The organism is Streptomyces saintjeani, from assembly GCF_055409605.1.
The window spans coordinates 8,915,642-8,931,209 of the sequence record NZ_CP189624.1 but is presented as its reverse complement, the minus strand read 5'-3'; the positions used below and the strand labels follow the sequence as shown (position 1 = coordinate 8,931,209).

Below are 15,568 nucleotides of genomic sequence, written 5' to 3'. Positions count from 1 at the left end.
GGCCCTTCCCCTGGGCCCAGCGCTCCCCTCTCCGACAGCCTTGGCTGAGACTGAACCGCCGACTTGTATGGAGGTAGCGGGACGCGGTCGGATTGGCCGCTCGTAGCGTGCCGTAGGACGCCGGGCCGGGTGACTCGTGAACCGTCTGCCGCTCTTCGGGGCCGGCTCTCCCGGGGTATGTCGCCGAAGGAAGCGAAGCGGTGCCTGAAACGCCGCCTCGCCGACCACGTGTGGCGCGTCATGATCGCCGATGAACGAAGGGCCAAGCCCCTCGTAGTGGTTGGCTTCGTACTCGACGGGCGGAACGTGCCCTGTCTCATCGTGGAGTCGGCGGTGGTTGTACCAGTCGACCCACTCTGTGGTGGCCAACTCGACCTGGGAGAGGGACTTCCAGGGCCGTCGGGGCTTGAACGGCTCGGTCTTGAACAGACCGATCGTGCTCTCCATCAGGGCATTGTCGTAGGCGTCGCCGACCGATCCGATCGAGGCGGCGATGCCGGCGGCGTCCAGATGCCCGGCAAGCCGGAAACTCACGTATTGCGACCCGGCATCCGAGTGGTGGGTCAACTCGCCTGGCTGAACCGGGTGCTGGTCGCGGTCACGTTGCCACACGGCCGTCCAGGACGAAGACCGCTTCCTTCACGGTGGCCGCGGACCAGCCGACGATCCGGCGGGAGAACGTGTCCACGACGAAGGCGATGTCTTCACGTGGGCGAAGTCCACGACCCGGCAGCGGTCCGGGGCGGCAGCGACGAAGTCGCGGTCCAGCAGGTCCGGCGCCCGTCCTGCCTGCCCGCCGGGCAGCGTGGTGATCACCTTCTTGCCGCGGACGGCGCCGGTGATGCCGAGTTCGCGCATGAGGGGCTCGACGGTGCAGCGGGCCACGGCATGTCCCTGCCGGTTCAGTTCGCGCCAGATCTTCCGGGCCCCGTAGACGCGGAGGTTGGACGTGTGGACCTCTTGGATGCGCTCTTCGAGTTCCTCGTCGCGCACGGAACGGGCGGAGGGAGCTTCGACGCGTTTCTTGTGGGCGTAGTAGGTGGAAGGGGCGATCTTGCAGTCGTGCCCGGTGAGCGTCCTGCAGATCGGCTCGACGCCGCCGAAGCGGTCCCGGTGCTCGTCGATGAACGCTACGGGCGTGTGTGGCCGGTCGAGCCCGGCCGCGAAGAAACTCGCTGCGGCCTTCGGGATCTCGTTGGCTCGCTCCAGTTCGGCGTTCTCCTTCTTCAACGCCTTGAGCTGAGCGGACTCCTCCGTCGTCGTCCCCGGACGTGTCCCCGTATCGATCTCATGCTGCTTCACCCAGTGCCGCAGCGTCTCGCGGGAACCGATGCCGAGCTTCTCGGCCACCGCCCGCAGGGCGGCCGTCTCGTTCGGGCAGCCGGCGCCTACCTCGGCGACCGAGCGCACCGCGCGACGGCGGAGCTCAAGCGGGTAACGGGAAGGTCGTGCCATGACTCGACCCTTTCATGAAATCGAGTCTCCATTCGAACCGGGGCGATTCATCGAGCCGGTTGCCCGCGCGATCCTCGTCGCAGAGGAACTTTCCGCCCACCCCTGACTCGTCTTCGCCGACCCCGGCCTGCCCGGCAGCACAACCCGCGTCAAAAGCTACGAGCACAGCATCAGCCGCAAGCTGATCGAGAAGTTCATCGAGCACGTCAACGACACCACCGACCGCACCGGCCTGGAGAAGATCCCGCCGGACAAGGTCGCACATGTTCCGCAAGACCATGTCCATGCTGGTCGCCACCGAGCCCGGCGCTGAGATCGCTCTGCCGGCCGGGGCGAGCGTCACGGTCGCGCCGCTGGGCCGCCTGCGGGACTCGGCGCTGGTCGCGCGGCTCGCGGTGTGGATGCCGGTCGGAATCCTGCTGGGCCTCGGGGCGGCCGTGTACGTAGCCTTGCTGAACCTGTTGTAACGACCACGTTGTTACCATCCCCGGTGTCAGCGTCCCCAGCGTCCCCAGCGTCCCCAGCGTCCCCAGCGTCCCCAGCGTCCCCAGCGTCCCCGAGGAAAGGTCCGTCTTGACCCCCGGCAGCTATTACGAGCGCATCGACGACCACCGCTTCAAGCCGACGCACCACGCGCAGGGCGCCTGGGCCCCGGACGAGCAGCACTTCAGTCCGCTGGGCGGTCTGATCGTCCACGCCATGGACCAGCACCTCGCGGACCGTCCCGGTCTGCTCCTGTCCCGCGTCAGCTACGACATCCTGGGCCGGCTCGCCCTGGACGAGTGCGAGATCGAGGTGGAGACGGTCCGGCCGGGCCGCACGATCGAGCTGGTCGAGGCCGTCGTACGCATCGCGGACCGCCCCGTGGTCCGGGCGCGCGGCTGGCTGCTGACGGCTCTCGACACGGCCTCGGTGGCGGGCGGTACGGGTGAACTCCTGCCGCCGCCCGAGTCGTCGCCGTCCTGGCCGATGGCCGAGCTGTGGCCGGGCGGGTACGTCGCGTCGCTCGACGTACGGATGCCCGCGCCGCCGGTGCCGGGGCGCGGGACCGCGTGGATCTCCTCGCCGTACGCCCTCGTGGCCGGCGAGCCGGTCGGTCCGCTGACCTCGTTCCTCACGCTCGTCGACACGGCCAACGGTGTCGCCGTACGCCGTCCCCCGACGGAGTGGATGTTCCCCAACGTGGACCTCACGGTCCACCTCCACCGGCAGCCCGAGGGGCGGTGGACGGGGCTCGACACGACCGTCACGTTCGGGCCGACGGGGCAGGGGCTGACCAGCACGGTCCTGTACGACGTCCACGGGCCGGTCGGGCAGGCCCAGCAGATCCTGACGGTGAGGCCGGCGCCGGGGAGGTGAGCTGGGCCCTGCTCTGGTGACACGTTCGGGTCATCCGACATGCGCGATGCGTACATGACTGGTGACGTTTCGTGCATGAAGCACCGCACAGGCATATGTGTGCCGCTGGCCGTTCTCCTGCTCTCCGCCGGCCCCGCTCTCGCCGTCGCCGACTCGTCGGCCGGGCCTTCCGGGGCCACCGCCGTCCGGCCCGCGGCGGACTGGCCGGCCGCGAAACGTACCCAGCGCGTCTCCGCGACGATCCCGGTCAGCGGCACGCGCAACTTCGACTTCACGCGCTTCGTCGGCACCGGCGCCCTCGGCGGCGGTGACCAGAGCGAGAACCAGCCGCCGGTCCTCGAACTCGCCGACGGCGCCACGGTCTCGAACGTGATCATCGGCTCCCCGGCCGCCGACGGCATCCACTGCCGGGGCACCTGCACCCTGCGCAACGTCTGGTGGGAGGACGTCGGCGAGGACGCGGCCACCTTCAAGAGCACCCGGGCGAACCAGACCATGACCGTCGACGGCGGGGGTGCCCGCAGGGCCGCCGACAAGGTGTTCCAGCACAACGGCCCCGGCACGTTCACCATCCGCAACTTCCAGGTCGAGGACTTCGGCAAGCTCTACCGCTCCTGCGGGGTCTGCAAGAAGCAGTACCAGCGGCATGTCGTGATCGACAACGTCACCGTCCGGGCGCCCGGCGTCGACGTCGTCGGCATCAACCCCAACCTCGGCGACACAGCCCGGATCAGCCGCGTCACGATCGTCGGCGACCGGAGCCGGAAGATCGTCGTCTGCCAGAAGTTCCGCGGCGTGACCGCGGGCGAACCGGTCAAGACCGGCTCTGGTCCCGACGGCAGGAACTGCCTCTACCGCACGTCGGACATCACCTACCGGTAAGGACCAAGACCATGATCGCTACCCGACTGCGCGGCCTCACCCTGGCCGCCGCCACCGCCGTCGCCGCTCCGCTGCTGCTCGTCCCGCAGTCCGCCCACGCGGCCGACAACTGCACGGCGTTCAACACCATCAGCGCCTCGCCGTACTACCTGAACAACAACGTGTGGGGCCAGAAAGGTGCCAGCGGCAAGGAGTGCACCTGGCTGAACTCCTACCGCAACGGCAACCTCAACTGGGACACCACCTTCGACTGGACCGGCGACCGGACCAGTGTGAAGGCGTACGCCAGCGCGGTTCTCGGCTGGCACTGGGGATGGAAGGAGAAGAACACCCGGCTGCCGATCCGCCTCGACAGCGGCCGGCGGGTCACGTCCAACTGGTCGTTCAAGATCACCCAGAACCGGCCGACCGTCATGAACGTCTCGTACGACCTGTGGTTCCACCAGAAGTCCAACCCGGACTGGCGGGACCAGCCGCACGACGAGGTGATGGTCTGGCTCAACCGGCAGAACGGCGCGGGCCCGCTCGGCACGAAGCGCGAAACGCTCAACGTGGGCGGGGTCGCCTGGGACCTCTACGTCGGCAAGATCGTCAACAAGGACTCCGCCGGGAAGATCACCAGTAGCTGGAACGTCTACTCGTTCGTCCGCAGGGCCAACACCACCAGCCAGACGACCGACCTCACCGGCCTCACGGACGCTCTGGTCCGGCGCCGGCTGCTCGGCGGCACCACGTATCTGACGAGCGTGGAGGCAGGCACCGAGGTCTTCACCGGCACGGGCCGGCTGAGCACCAGCGCCTACTCGGTCACCGTCCGCTGACCTCGGAGCGGCCCGGGGGCGACCGACGGCCCCGGATCCCGCTCCACACGGCCGAAGGGTGGTCATCACAGTGAAGTGATGGCCACCCTTCTCAGCTCTCAGCGGAGGCGCTTACGCGTCGGTCTCGGGCCGTTCGGCGTCCGCCCAGTGCGTGTGGAACGCACCCGGCTTGTCCACCCGGCCGTAGGTGTGCGCACCGAAGTAGTCGCGCTGGCCCTGGAGCAGGGCGGCCGGGAGGCGTTCGGCGCGCAGGGTGTCGTAGTACGAGAGAGCTGCCGAGAACGCGGGTACGGGGATGCCCCGGCGAGCCGCCGTCGCCACGATCTCCCGCCACGGCACCTGCGCGTCCGTGATCTCCTGTGCGAACTCCTTCTCCGTCAACAGGCTGACCAGGGAAGCGTTTTGGGCGTAGGCGGCGCGGATGCGGTCGAGGAAGGAGGCGCGGATGATGCAGCCGCCCCGCCAGATGCGGGCGACGGCGGCGAGGTCGATGTCCCAGCCGTACTCCTTCGCCGCGTCCTGGATCATCGTCCATCCCTGGTCGTACGCGATCACTTTGGAGGCGTACAGGGCGTTCTCCACCTGTGAGGCGAACCGTGCGGCCTCGGTGCGTGACAGTGGCGGGGTGGTGCCGCCCGGCAGTCCCCGGTACGCCGTGCGCAGCGCGGTCTGTCCCGACGCGGCCCGCGCGAAGGTGGCCTGGGCGATCGCCGTCACCGGGGAGGCGAGGTCGAGCGCGGTCTGCACGGTCCAGCGCCCCGTGCCCTTCTGCCCCGCCCGGTCGACGACCACGTCGACGAACGGGCCGCCGGTCAACGCGTCGGTGTGGCCCAGCACTTCGGCCGTGATCTCGATCAGGTACGAGCCCAGACGCCCCTGGTTCCACTCGCGGAAGATGCCCGCGATCTCGGCCGGCTCGTAGCCGCCGACCTGCCGCAGCAGGTCGTACGCCTCCGCGATGAGCTGCATGTCGGCGTACTCGATGCCGTTGTGCACCATCTTCACGAAGTGCCCGGCCCCGTCGGCCCCGATGTGCGTGGCACAGGGCTCCCCGTCGACCTTCGCGCTGATCGCCTCGAACATCGGGCCCAGCACGGCGTACGACTCCGGCGACCCGCCCGGCATGATCGACGGCCCGTGCAACGCGCCCTCCTCACCCCCGGAGACGCCGACTCCCACGAAATGGATGCCCTGTTCGCGCAGCGCGGCTTCCCGGCGGCGGGTGTCGGCGAAGTGCGCGTTGCCCCCGTCGATGATCATGTCGCCCGGCTCAAGCAGCGGCGCGAACTCCTGGATCACCGCATCCGTCGCCTCCCCCGCCTGCACCATCAGCATCAGACGCCGAGGACGTTCGAGAGCGGCGACGAAATCCTCGGCGCTCTCGGCGGGGACGAAGTCCCCCTCGTGGCCGAACTCCTCGATGAGCGCACGGGTCCGCCCGGCGCTCCGGTTGTGGACGGCGACCGTGTACCCGTGCCGCGCGAAGTTGCGCGCCAGGTTGCGGCCCATGACTCCCAGGCCGGTGACGCCGATCGATGCGGATGCGCTCATGTGCGGTACCTGTCCTATCGGATACGACTCATGCGGTCACGCGGCTTCGGGGGTGGGCCGCGTGTGAGGTGCTCGTACGTCCTGTGGGCATCCTCGACAGCGTAAACAGCATCGATGATCGGATCTATGCCCCGCATCTCGAAGAATCCCCGCGCGGGGATACCGTCACCGCCTTCTCCACGGCAGCGCCTGCTCGTGTCCGTTGTCCGCGTCGATGCGGTGGAGCGCCGCGTTGATCGCCTCGCCGATCTCCGCGAACTGGGTGATCTGGGCCGGGGTGAGGGCGTCGAAGATCGCCTGGCGGACCGCTTCCACGTGGCCCGGGGCCACTTCTTCCAGGAGGCGCATGCCCTCGGGGGTGAGGACCGCGAGTTGGTTGCGGCGGTTGCTGGGGCAGTCCTGGCGGTCGACGTAGCCGGATTCCTGGAGGCGGGTGACCGCGTGGGTGAGGCGGCTGCGGGTGATGCGGAGGCGTTCGGCCAGCTCGGACATGGTGAGCTGGTGGCCGGGGACCGCCGAGAGGAACGCGAGGAGCGAGTAGTCCGCGTGCGTCATCCCCGCGTCGCGGCGCAGCTGGCGGTTGAGATGGTCGGCGAGGTGCGTGGAGAACTCGACGTAGGCGAGCCACGCCCGTCGCTCCTCGGGGTTCAGCCAACGCGGCGTCGAATCCATGGCCCGATGGTAATCGGCGGCCCTGCCGTCACCTGCGACGATCGGACCGTTCACCCCACGACGAAGGGCAACTTCGCGGCCGTGCCGCCCAGTTCGGCCCGTTCCGCGTCGGTGGGGGCGCGGCGGCCGGTGCCGACGAGGAGCGCGTCCGTGTCGGAGAGGGCGGCGGGGAACGGCGTACCGGCGAGCTGTTCCAGCATCTGCCGGGTGCGGGCGAGGGCTGCGGCAGGGGGTCCTTCGACGCCGGGGAGGTGGGCGACGAGGTCGAGGTGGTGGAGGGTCCACTCCAGGACGTACGCGGAGAGGTAGTCGGCCGCAGTGAGGACCATGTCCTGGGTGGCGACCCGCAGTTCCGGTGCCGCCAGGGTCGCGGCGCGGCCCGCCGCCGAGCCGACGTCGTCCAGGTGGAACTTCAGCAGCGCCGGGTCCTCGTACGCCGCCGCGAGGCGGACGGTCAGCGCGTCGAGCGGGTCCTCGCCGGTCGGCGGGGTGCCGGTGACGTGCCAGTACGTCACCGCGTCCCGGGTCGGCTCGGCGTCGGTGGGGGTGGCGAGGGTGATCAGGACGTCCTGCGCGTCGATCACGAGGTGGCACACCAGGTCCCGTACCAGCCATCCCGTGCACCCCGAGGGCCGCGCGAAGTCCTCGTCCGCGAGCCCCGCCACGGCCGACCGCAGCGCGGCCCATGTCTGTGCGAAGAGGTCCACGCGGGCACGGTACGGGAGGGGCGGGGTATTCGGGTACGCGTTGTCGGCGCACCCGTACGTCGTCCCCCCACGGCCGCCGCGACCTGCGGCACGTCGGTGTCATGCGGTCCCGCCCGCCGGTCCGGCCCCCAGTTCAAGCGTCCAGTTCTGCCCCACCAGGTCCTGCCCGAAGCTGTGGTGCCGTTCCTCGTCGGCGAGTTCGAAGCCGGCGGCCTGGTAGATCCTGCGCGCCGAGACCAGGACGTCGTTGGTCCAGAGGGTCACCCGCTCGTAGCCCGCCTCCCGGGCGAAGGCCAGGCACTCCGCGACCAGGCGTGTTCCTAGGCCCAGCCCCCTGCCGTCCGGGGTGACGAGGAGAACCCTGAGCTGGGCCGTCTTCGGGCCGTCGCCTGCCACCAGGAGGACGCAGCCCACGCGGCGGCCGTCGGCCTCGGCGATCCAGGCCGCCTCGCGGAGCGGGTCGTGCTTGGCCGCGTAGTCCGCGACGATCCTGGCGACCAGGGCCTCGAAGTCGGGGTCCCAGCCGAGCTGTCCGCAGTAGACGTCGCCGTGGGCCATCAGGACCCAGCCCAGGTCACCGGGCCGGTCGGCGCGGCGTACGGCGGCGTGGTTCTGGTCGTGCTGTGGCATGTGCCGCTCTCCCGGCCCGTGATCGCTCCCTGGACTGAAACAGTCGTTTCAGTTGCGTTAGGCTAGCCGCGTGCCCCAGGAAACGCCACCCCCGTCCGCCCGGCGGACCGAGCTGCTGGAGGCGGCCTACCGGTACGCCCTCACCCACGGCCTCACCGACCTCTCACTGCGCCCCCTCGCGGAGGCGATCGGCTCCAGCCCCCGGGTCCTGCTGTTCCTCTTCGGCAGCAAGGACGGCCTGGTACGAGCGCTGCTGGCCCGCGCCCGCACCGACGAACTGGCCCTCCTGGACCGCGTCAGGCAACCCGCGCCCGCCGGACTGGTCCCGGCGGTCGAACAGGTCTGGGCATGGCTCGCCGCGCAGGAGCACCGGCCGTTGCTGCGCCTGTGGGCGGAGGCGTACGCGCGCTCCCTCGTCCAGCCGGACGGCCCCTGGGCCGGCTTCGCCCGTACGACCGTGGAGGACTGGCTCGGCGTCCTGGCCGACTGCCAGTCGCCGTCCGAACGGGCGGCGCGGAACGCCGACGCCCGCCGCACCCTCGCCCTGGCCGTCCTCCGGGGCGCGCTCCTCGACCTCCTCGCGACGGACGACGAGCCCCGCCTGACCGAGGCCGTCACCCACCAACTCGCCCTTCTGCGGGGCTGAAGGGGACGGCGTCGGGTCCGCCTCACCTGTCGGGTACACAGTGGTCGAGTGGCTCAGCCACTCATCCACCCATCCATTCACTCCCCCCTTCCCACCACCCTCCCCCGAGCCTCCCCGAACCCGATCCTCCCCCCGCCGACCCCCGGCGCACTCCCCCGCAGCACCACCTCGTCCCCGTCCTCCAGGAACGTCCTCAGCTCCCCGCCCACAGCCACCGGTTCCGCCCCACCCCACGTCAGTTCGATGAACGCCCCCCGCTCCCCCTTCTCCGGCCCCGACACCGTGCCGGAGGCGAAGAGGTCGCCGGTTCGGGTGGGGGCCCCGTTCGCGGTCAAGTGCGCCAGCATCTGCGCGGGTGACCAGTACATCGCGGAGTACGGCGGCCGGGAGACGACCTCGCCGTTCCATTCGATCTCCAGGGAGATGTCGAGCCCCCAGGGACGGTCGAGCGCGAGGTAGGGGAGGACGGCCGGTTCCTGGGGCGGCGTGTCCACCTTCGCGCCGGTCAGGGCCAGCAGGGGGACGACCCACGGCGAGACGGTCGACGCGAAGGACTTGCCGAGGTTGGGGCCGAGAGGGACGTACTCCCATGCCTGGATGTCGCGCGCGGACCAGTCGTTGAAGAGGACGGCGCCGAAGATGTGGGACTCCGCGTCGGCGACGGGGATGGGCGAGCCCATGGGATTGCCGGCGCCGACCACGAACCCGATCTCCGCCTCGATGTCGAGCCGGACGGAGGGCCCGAAGACGGGCGCCGGGTCGCCGGGCGACTTGCGCTGGCCGGAGGGGCGTACGACGTCCGTGCCGGAGACGACGACGGAGGCGGAGCGGCCGTGGTAACCGACGGGGAGGTGCTTCCAGTTGGGGAGCAGGGGCTCCGGGTTGTCGGGCCGGAAGAGGCGGCCGAGGTTCGCGGCGTGGTGTTCGGAGGCGTAGAAGTCGACGTAGTCCGCGACCTCGAAGGGAAGGTGGAGGGTGACGTCGGAGAGGGGGTGGACGGCACCGGAGGGGACATCCCCCGCGAGCGCGGCGGTGATCGCGGCACGGACGGTGACCCAGCGGTCGTACCCCTGCGCCATGAAGGGGTTGAGGGCGGGCGCGGCGAAGACCTCGTCGCCGAGGAGGAGCGCCAGGTCGACGACGTGGTCGCCGTAGCGGGTGGCGACGCGGGGTGCGGTGCCCGGGCGGGAGTAGACGCCGTACGGCAGGTTGGCGAGTCCGAAGAGGGAGTCGGCCGGGGCGGAGAGCCGCATGAGAGACCTTTCTGTCGCCGCGCGATCACCGCACGCTAGGTCGCGGCCCCAGGGCCGTCAAGGCAGCCCCACGAGGGACAAGTCGCTCAAATGATCGACTTGCCGCTCATTCGTGCACACTTCACGATGGAAAGGCACCAGCCCATCAGCTACGGAAGGGGTGGCTCCATGCCCCAGCACATCCGTGTGTACTACCGGGATCCCCAAACGACCCGGACCACGTGCAACTTCAACTGGGCCGCCATCAACGCCACGTCCATCGTCAACGTCACCGCCTGCGAGTACGTACCGGCGCCCGGCGACGCACACGGCGGCTTCGCCGGTGTCGACCGCAAGCGGTTCGTCGGAGCGGCCGACGTCTGGGTCACCAACATCGCGCCGCACGGCCCGCCGTTCGACCCCAACAACGGAGTCACCTGGGTGCTCCACCACAACTGGGGCGCACCGATCTACCTCTGCGTCGACATCACCGTCTTCGACGAGGGCCCCTCGGAGATCCAGACCTGACCCGTTCCACTCCTAGACCACTTCGAACGACCGCTTCGTGAATCCCATCATGAAGCCGTCGATGGCAGTGCGGACGGCCCGCTCCGGGTCGTCCGCACTGCCGGGGGGAAGTGGTCGGTGGCGGGGTGGGCGTACGGCATACCGGGCGCGCGGCCGGCGTACGCGGCGAGTTCGTCGGTGTCCCCCCTCGACGTCCCCCCTCGGCGAGCGCCTCGGCGGCCCACTGGTCGAAGTCGGAGGACCAGGCGGGGACGACGCCGTCGAGCATCTCGCGGGTGACCAACGGCAGGCCGTGCGTCATGAAGCCCGAGACGATGACCAGGACGCCTTCCGCACGCGGACCCGCCAGGCGGCGGCCGAGTTCCATCAGGCGGACCGGGTCGTGGGTCGGCAGGGACAGCTGGAGTACGGGAGACTGCGCCCCGGGGACATGGAGAGCCCGGCCGTCAGGTCACTTCACGTGACGGTTCAAGTCACCCGAGCCCGCCGCCTCACCCCCGCGCCTCGCCGCCTCACCCCGTACCCCGCCGCCCCGCACCCGCCGCCCCTCACCGCCCCCGCACCGGCAGCACCGCTCGCACTCGCCACCCCTCCACCTCGGGCCCCGCCTCCAGTTCCCCGCCGAGCGCCGTCACCCGCTCTCGCAGCCCGACCAGCCCGAACCCCCCGCCCCGAGCCTCCTCGGGCAGCCGCACCCCGCCCCGCCCGTCGTCCACGACGGTCACCTCCAGAGCCGTCCCGGCGAGCCGCAGCCCGACGGCGACCCGCCCGGCGTCGCCCGCGTGCCGCCGTACGTTGGTCAGGGCTTCCTGGACGACGCGGAAGGCGGCGGCCTGCACCTCGTGCGGCAGGTCGTCGTGGACGGCCGCGTCCCGCCGCAGGACGACGGGCTGCCCGGCGAACCCCTGGACCAGCCCCCGGATCCCGGCGAGGTCGCCCACCGGGTGCATCGCGGCGGAGTCGCTCTCCCGCAGCACGCCGACCGTACGCCGCATCGAGGCGAGCGCCTCGGTGGCCGCGTCCTGGATCCCCCCGAGGACGGGATCGACCCGCTCCCGCTCACCGGCGACCAGCATCCGGGCCATCCGCGTCTGGACGAGGATGCCGGTCACGTGATGCGCCACGAAGTCGTGGAGGTCGGCGGCGATCGCCACGCGCTCCTGGCGCCGCGTCTCGGCGACGGCGACGGCACGCCGGAAGTCCAGCGCGCGCAGATACCCCGCGAACCCGGCGACGGACCCGACCAGCACCAGCCCGACGACCAGATACACCGGCCCCTCGTCCCCGGCCCACGGCGCACGGAAGTACCGCGCCGGCGTCGCGAGCACCGCCCCCGCGTCCAGCGCCCCGCACACCCCGGCCCACCGCGCCGGCACCTGCCGCACGGCGACGTACAGCAGACACAGCAGCACGGCGGCCTCGCCGGGCCCGAAGGCGACGTCGCGGTGCCGGACCACCGACGTCGCCGTATACAGCAGGGACAGCAACGCGGGTACGGCGGTACGGAGTCGAAGGGAACCAAGGGGTCGAAGGACGGCGGTCAGGCCGACGGCGAGGACCAGCGCGGGCAGCGCGAGGCCCGTACGGGTCTGCTGGGCGACGACGAGGTCGAGGAAGGCCGCGGCGAGGAGGGCGCCGACCGCGAAGCCCCGGGCGGTGGATCGCATGGCGTCACCGTAGCGGGGGTGAGCTGGTACTTTCCGAAGCCGGAAACCGAAGCCCGAAGCCGAAACCGAGACCGGAGCCCCGGCCCGGAGCCCGAGAGGAGGCCACTCGTGCCGGACAGCAGGTTCGCCCTCGGCGTCGTCGCCGGAGCGGCCGTCGTCCTCCTGACCGGTGTCCTCGGCACGCGCGCCCTCTCCACGACCGAGTCGACGACGCGGCTGGACGAGTACGACACGGTCCTGGTGGACGGCCGCAAGGCCCTCGCCGCGAACATCGTCGCCGGCCGGACGCAGAGCAGGTACCACCCGCTGCCGTGGGTCGGGATCAGGGTCCACGACGTGAGCTGTCCGGGTCCGCTGCTCGCGGTCGCGGGGACGAGGATGACGTGCACCGGCAGACGGGGCGACGGGACGGCCGTCCGTATCCCGGTCACGGTCGTCAACACGGCGCCCGCGCATATCACCTGGAAGTTCGACCGCTGAGCGCTTCCGTCGCTCCCGACGACAAAGCGCGACCGTGAACGTTAGTCTCCGAGTGGTCGCTCACCAGGGCCGACAATCGAATAAGACGTACGTGCACAGGTCATCAGGAGGACCCGCCATGAGGATGCTGATCAACGTTCCGGAGACCGTGGTCGCGGACGCGTTGCGGGGGATGGCAGCGGCCCATCCCGAGCTGGTCGTGGACGTCGAGAACCGGGTGATCGTGCGCCGGGACGCGCCGGTCGCCGGAAAAGTGGCCCTGGTGTCGGGCGGCGGTTCGGGGCACGAGCCGCTGCACGGCGGCTTCGTGGGGCCCGGCATGTTGTCGGCGGCCTGTCCCGGCGAGGTCTTCACGTCCCCGGTGCCCGACCAGATGGTCCGCGCGGCGGCGGCCGTGGACAGCGGGGCCGGGGTGCTGTTCATCGTGAAGAACTACACCGGCGACGTCCTGAACTTCGACATGGCGGCCGAACTCGCCGAGGACGAGGGCATCCAGGTCGCGAAGGTCCTGGTCGACGACGACGTCGCGGTCACCGACAGCCTCTACACGGCGGGCCGGCGCGGCACCGGCGCGACCCTGTTCGTGGAGAAGATCGCGGGCGCGGCGGCCGACGAGGGCCAGCCGCTGGAGCGCGTCGAGTCGATCGCCCGGCAGGTCAACGAGAACTCCCGCAGCTTCGGCGTCGCCCTGAGCGCCTGCACCACCCCGTCCAAGGGCTCCCCCACCTTCGACCTGCCGCCGGGCGAGCTGGAACTCGGCGTCGGCATCCACGGCGAACCGGGCCGCGAGCGCCGTCCGATGATGACGTCCGGGGAGATCGCCGACTTCGCGGTCAACGCGATCCTGGAGGACATGACCCCCCGCAACCCGGTCCTCGTCCTGGTCAACGGCATGGGGGCGACGCCGCTGCTTGAGCTGTACGGCTTCAACGCCGAGGTCCAGCGCGTCCTGGCCGCGCGCGGGGTCACCGTGGCGCACACGCTGGTCGGCAACTACGTCACCTCGCTGGACATGGCGGGCGCGTCCATCACGCTGTGCCAGATCGACGAGGAGCTGCTGAGGCTGTGGAACGCGCCGGTCAGCACGGCCGGGCTGCGCTGGGGCATGTGACCGTACGGAGCGAGGAGTTCCCATGCTGGACGCCGACTTCTTCCGCCGCTGGCTGACGACCACCGCGGCCTTCGTGGACCGCGAGGCGGACCGGCTCACCGAGCTGGACTCGCCCATCGGGGACGCCGATCACGGCGCCAACCTGCGGCGCGGGTTCGCCGCCGTGGCGGCCGTCCTGGAGAAGGACGAGCCCGCGACGCCGCGCGCCGTCCTCCAGCTCGCCGGGCGGCAGCTCATCTCCACCGTCGGCGGTGCTTCGGGACCGCTGTACGGAACGCTGCTGCGCGGCACCGGCAAGGCCCTCGGGGACGGTCCCGAGGTCGGCGAGGCCGAGTTCGCGGCGGCGCTGAGGGCCGGGGTGCAGGCGGTCATGCAGCTCGGCGGGGCCGCGCCGGGCGACAAGACCATGGTCGACGCGCTGGTGCCGGCCGTGGAGGCGCTCGACGCCGGGTTCGCGGCGGCGCGGATCGCGGCCGAGCAGGGGGCGGCGGCGACCGTGCCGCTCCAGGCGCGCAAGGGGCGCGCGAGTTATCTCGGTGAGCGCAGCGTGGGTCACCAGGACCCGGGGGCGACCTCGTCGGCCCTGCTGATCGCGGCGCTGGCCGAGGCCCAAGGGGAAGTCCAAGGGGAAGTTCAAGGGGAGGAAACGTCATGAGCGATCAGAAACTCGTCGGGATCGTGCTGGTCTCGCACAGTGCCGCCGTCGCGGAGTCCGTCGCGGATCTCGCGCGCGGTCTGGTGGGGGACGGTACGGCCGTACCCGTGGCCGCCGCCGGGGGCACCGAGGACGGCGGGTTCGGCACCAGCGCCGCCCTCATCACGCGGGCCGCCGCCGAGGTCGACCGGGGTGCGGGGGTCGCCGTCCTCGCCGATCTCGGGAGCGCCGTCCTCACCGTCAAGGCACTCCTGGAGGACGACGAACTGCCGCACGACATCCGCCTGTTGGACGCGCCTTTCGTGGAGGGGTCGATCGCGGCGGCGGTCACGGCGGCGACCGGTGCGAACCTGACGGCCGTGGAGGCGGCGGCCGGGGAGGCGTACGCGTACCGGAAGGTGTGACGGCCGCGAGGATGGCACCAGGGCGGTAATTCGGTGGGCGGGGCGGGCGCCGCGAGACGATCATGAATGCGCCATCCCCGCCCCCGGCCCCCTGGGAGAGACCCATGCCCCTGCTCCCCGACCCGACCACCCTCCACCCCATGCCCGGCCAGCCGCGCGTCGTCCTGCTGAAGCCGCTGGTCACGTCCCCGCTGATCGAGGTCGGGGAGTTCTCGTACTACGACGACCCGGACGACGCGACCGCCTTCGAGACGCGCAACGTCCTCTACCACTACGGCCCGGAGCGGCTGGTCATCGGCCGGTTCTGCGCCTTCGCGACCGGCGTGAAGTTCATCATGAACGGCGCCAACCACCGCCAGGACGGCCCGTCCACGTTCCCGTTCCCGACGATGGGCGGCGCCTGGGCCGACCACTTCGACCTCATCACCGGGCTCCCGAACCGTGGTGACACGGTCGTCGGCAACGACGTGTGGCTCGGGAACGGCGTGACCGTGATGCCGGGGGTGCGGATCGGGCACGGCGCGATCGTCGCGACCGGTTCCGTCGTCACCTCCGACGTCCCCGACTACGGCATCGCCGGCGGCAACCCGGCCCGCCCGATCCGCTCCCGGTTCGGCGACGAGGATGTGGCGAGGCTGCTGGCGCTGGCCTGGTGGGACTGGCCGCTGGAGCACATCACGGCGCACGTCCGGACGATCATGTCGGGGACCGTGGACGAGCTCGAAGCGGCGGCGCCGTAATCCGGATGCGCGACGGCACCGCGCCGGG

General features: G+C 71.1%; 18 protein-coding genes and 1 pseudogene. 11 read left to right on the top strand and 8 right to left on the bottom strand.

What is annotated here, in order from left to right; translation table 11 throughout:
• Nucleotides 1-273: 273 nt before the first annotated feature.
• Nucleotides 274-1,455 (bottom strand): annotated as a pseudogene (locus ACQCO7_RS40040) (IS3 family transposase); the annotation flags it as partial.
• Entirely contained in the window at nt 1,427-1,720 is a 294-nt protein-coding gene (locus tag ACQCO7_RS40035; RefSeq protein ID WP_464076433.1) for a hypothetical protein, read from the bottom strand. The gene ACQCO7_RS40035 and the pseudogene ACQCO7_RS40040, both read right to left, overlap by 29 nt.
• On the opposite strand from ACQCO7_RS40035, the gene ACQCO7_RS40030 reads away from it, so the two are divergent.
• The 4 genes from ACQCO7_RS40030 (at nt 1,719) to ACQCO7_RS40015 (ending at nt 4,517) form a co-directional block, all read left to right on the top strand.
• Entirely contained in the window at nt 1,719-1,922 is a 204-nt protein-coding gene (locus ACQCO7_RS40030; protein WP_464076432.1) for a hypothetical protein, read from the top strand. The two genes, ACQCO7_RS40035 and ACQCO7_RS40030, sit on opposite strands and share 2 nt — an antisense overlap.
• A gap of 106 nt (nt 1,923-2,028) precedes the next feature.
• Nucleotides 2,029-2,814 (top strand): thioesterase family protein, encoded by a 786-nt coding sequence (locus ACQCO7_RS40025; protein ID WP_464076431.1) that lies wholly within the window; start codon nt 2,029-2,031, stop codon nt 2,812-2,814.
• Between the two features lie 75 nt (nt 2,815-2,889).
• Complete coding sequence (locus ACQCO7_RS40020) at nt 2,890-3,696, top strand: pectate lyase (protein ID WP_464076430.1); 807 nt, start codon at nt 2,890-2,892, stop codon at nt 3,694-3,696.
• An 11-nt stretch (nt 3,697-3,707) separates the two neighbouring features.
• Nucleotides 3,708-4,517 carry a GH12 family glycosyl hydrolase domain-containing protein gene (locus ACQCO7_RS40015; RefSeq protein WP_464076429.1) on the top strand — a complete coding sequence of 270 codons (810 nt, stop codon included), beginning with the start codon at nt 3,708-3,710 and terminating at the stop codon, nt 4,515-4,517.
• Between the two features lie 111 nt (nt 4,518-4,628).
• Here ACQCO7_RS40015 and gndA read toward each other — a convergent pair whose 3' ends face one another.
• From gndA to ACQCO7_RS39995, 4 genes are all read right to left on the bottom strand, one after another.
• On the bottom strand, nt 4,629-6,068 hold the full coding sequence (gene gndA, locus ACQCO7_RS40010) for an NADP-dependent phosphogluconate dehydrogenase (protein ID WP_464076428.1): 1,440 nt from the start codon (nt 6,066-6,068) through the stop codon (nt 4,629-4,631).
• 165 nt (nt 6,069-6,233) lie between these two features.
• Nucleotides 6,234-6,740, bottom strand: a complete 507-nt coding sequence (locus ACQCO7_RS40005) for a MarR family winged helix-turn-helix transcriptional regulator (protein WP_059043949.1) — start codon at nt 6,738-6,740, stop codon at nt 6,234-6,236.
• Between the two features lie 50 nt (nt 6,741-6,790).
• Entirely contained in the window at nt 6,791-7,447 is a 657-nt protein-coding gene (locus ACQCO7_RS40000) for a maleylpyruvate isomerase N-terminal domain-containing protein (RefSeq protein WP_464076427.1), read from the bottom strand.
• A 99-nt stretch (nt 7,448-7,546) separates the two neighbouring features.
• Nucleotides 7,547-8,077: a GNAT family N-acetyltransferase gene (locus ACQCO7_RS39995; protein ID WP_464076426.1), complete on the bottom strand. Its 531-nt coding sequence runs from the start codon at nt 8,075-8,077 to the stop codon at nt 7,547-7,549.
• 70 nt (nt 8,078-8,147) lie between these two features.
• Between ACQCO7_RS39995 and ACQCO7_RS39990 the strand changes: the two genes are divergently transcribed.
• Nucleotides 8,148-8,723 carry a TetR/AcrR family transcriptional regulator gene (locus ACQCO7_RS39990; protein ID WP_464076425.1) on the top strand — a complete coding sequence of 192 codons (576 nt, stop codon included), beginning with the start codon at nt 8,148-8,150 and terminating at the stop codon, nt 8,721-8,723.
• A gap of 77 nt (nt 8,724-8,800) precedes the next feature.
• Here ACQCO7_RS39990 and fahA read toward each other — a convergent pair whose 3' ends face one another.
• Nucleotides 8,801-9,976, bottom strand: a complete 1,176-nt coding sequence (fahA, locus tag ACQCO7_RS39985; RefSeq protein WP_464076424.1) for a fumarylacetoacetase — start codon at nt 9,974-9,976, stop codon at nt 8,801-8,803.
• A 168-nt stretch (nt 9,977-10,144) separates the two neighbouring features.
• Between fahA and ACQCO7_RS39980 the strand changes: the two genes are divergently transcribed.
• Nucleotides 10,145-10,483 (top strand): hypothetical protein, encoded by a 339-nt coding sequence (locus ACQCO7_RS39980; RefSeq protein ID WP_464076423.1) that lies wholly within the window; start codon nt 10,145-10,147, stop codon nt 10,481-10,483.
• A gap of 548 nt (nt 10,484-11,031) precedes the next feature.
• Here ACQCO7_RS39980 and ACQCO7_RS39975 read toward each other — a convergent pair.
• On the bottom strand, nt 11,032-12,150 hold the full coding sequence (locus ACQCO7_RS39975; RefSeq protein WP_464076422.1) for a sensor histidine kinase: 1,119 nt from the start codon (nt 12,148-12,150) through the stop codon (nt 11,032-11,034).
• A gap of 108 nt (nt 12,151-12,258) precedes the next feature.
• On the opposite strand from ACQCO7_RS39975, the gene ACQCO7_RS39970 reads away from it, so the two are divergent.
• From ACQCO7_RS39970 to ACQCO7_RS39950, 5 genes are all read left to right on the top strand, one after another.
• The gene (locus ACQCO7_RS39970) at nt 12,259-12,630 is read left to right on the top strand and encodes a DUF4333 domain-containing protein (protein ID WP_464076421.1); all 372 of its coding nucleotides are present in this window, start codon (nt 12,259-12,261) and stop codon (nt 12,628-12,630) included.
• A 118-nt stretch (nt 12,631-12,748) separates the two neighbouring features.
• Complete coding sequence (gene dhaK, locus ACQCO7_RS39965; protein ID WP_464076420.1) at nt 12,749-13,741, top strand: dihydroxyacetone kinase subunit DhaK; 993 nt, start codon at nt 12,749-12,751, stop codon at nt 13,739-13,741.
• Between the two features lie 22 nt (nt 13,742-13,763).
• The gene (dhaL, locus tag ACQCO7_RS39960; protein WP_464076419.1) at nt 13,764-14,396 is read left to right on the top strand and encodes a dihydroxyacetone kinase subunit DhaL; all 633 of its coding nucleotides are present in this window, start codon (nt 13,764-13,766) and stop codon (nt 14,394-14,396) included.
• Complete coding sequence (gene dhaM, locus ACQCO7_RS39955) at nt 14,393-14,800, top strand: dihydroxyacetone kinase phosphoryl donor subunit DhaM (RefSeq protein WP_464076418.1); 408 nt, start codon at nt 14,393-14,395, stop codon at nt 14,798-14,800. Before dhaL ends, dhaM begins: the two co-directional genes overlap by 4 nt.
• A 104-nt stretch (nt 14,801-14,904) precedes the next feature.
• A complete protein-coding gene (locus ACQCO7_RS39950) occupies nt 14,905-15,540 on the top strand; it encodes a CatB-related O-acetyltransferase (protein WP_464076417.1) in 636 nt (211 codons plus the stop codon).
• The last annotated feature ends 28 nt before the right edge of the window (nt 15,541-15,568 follow it).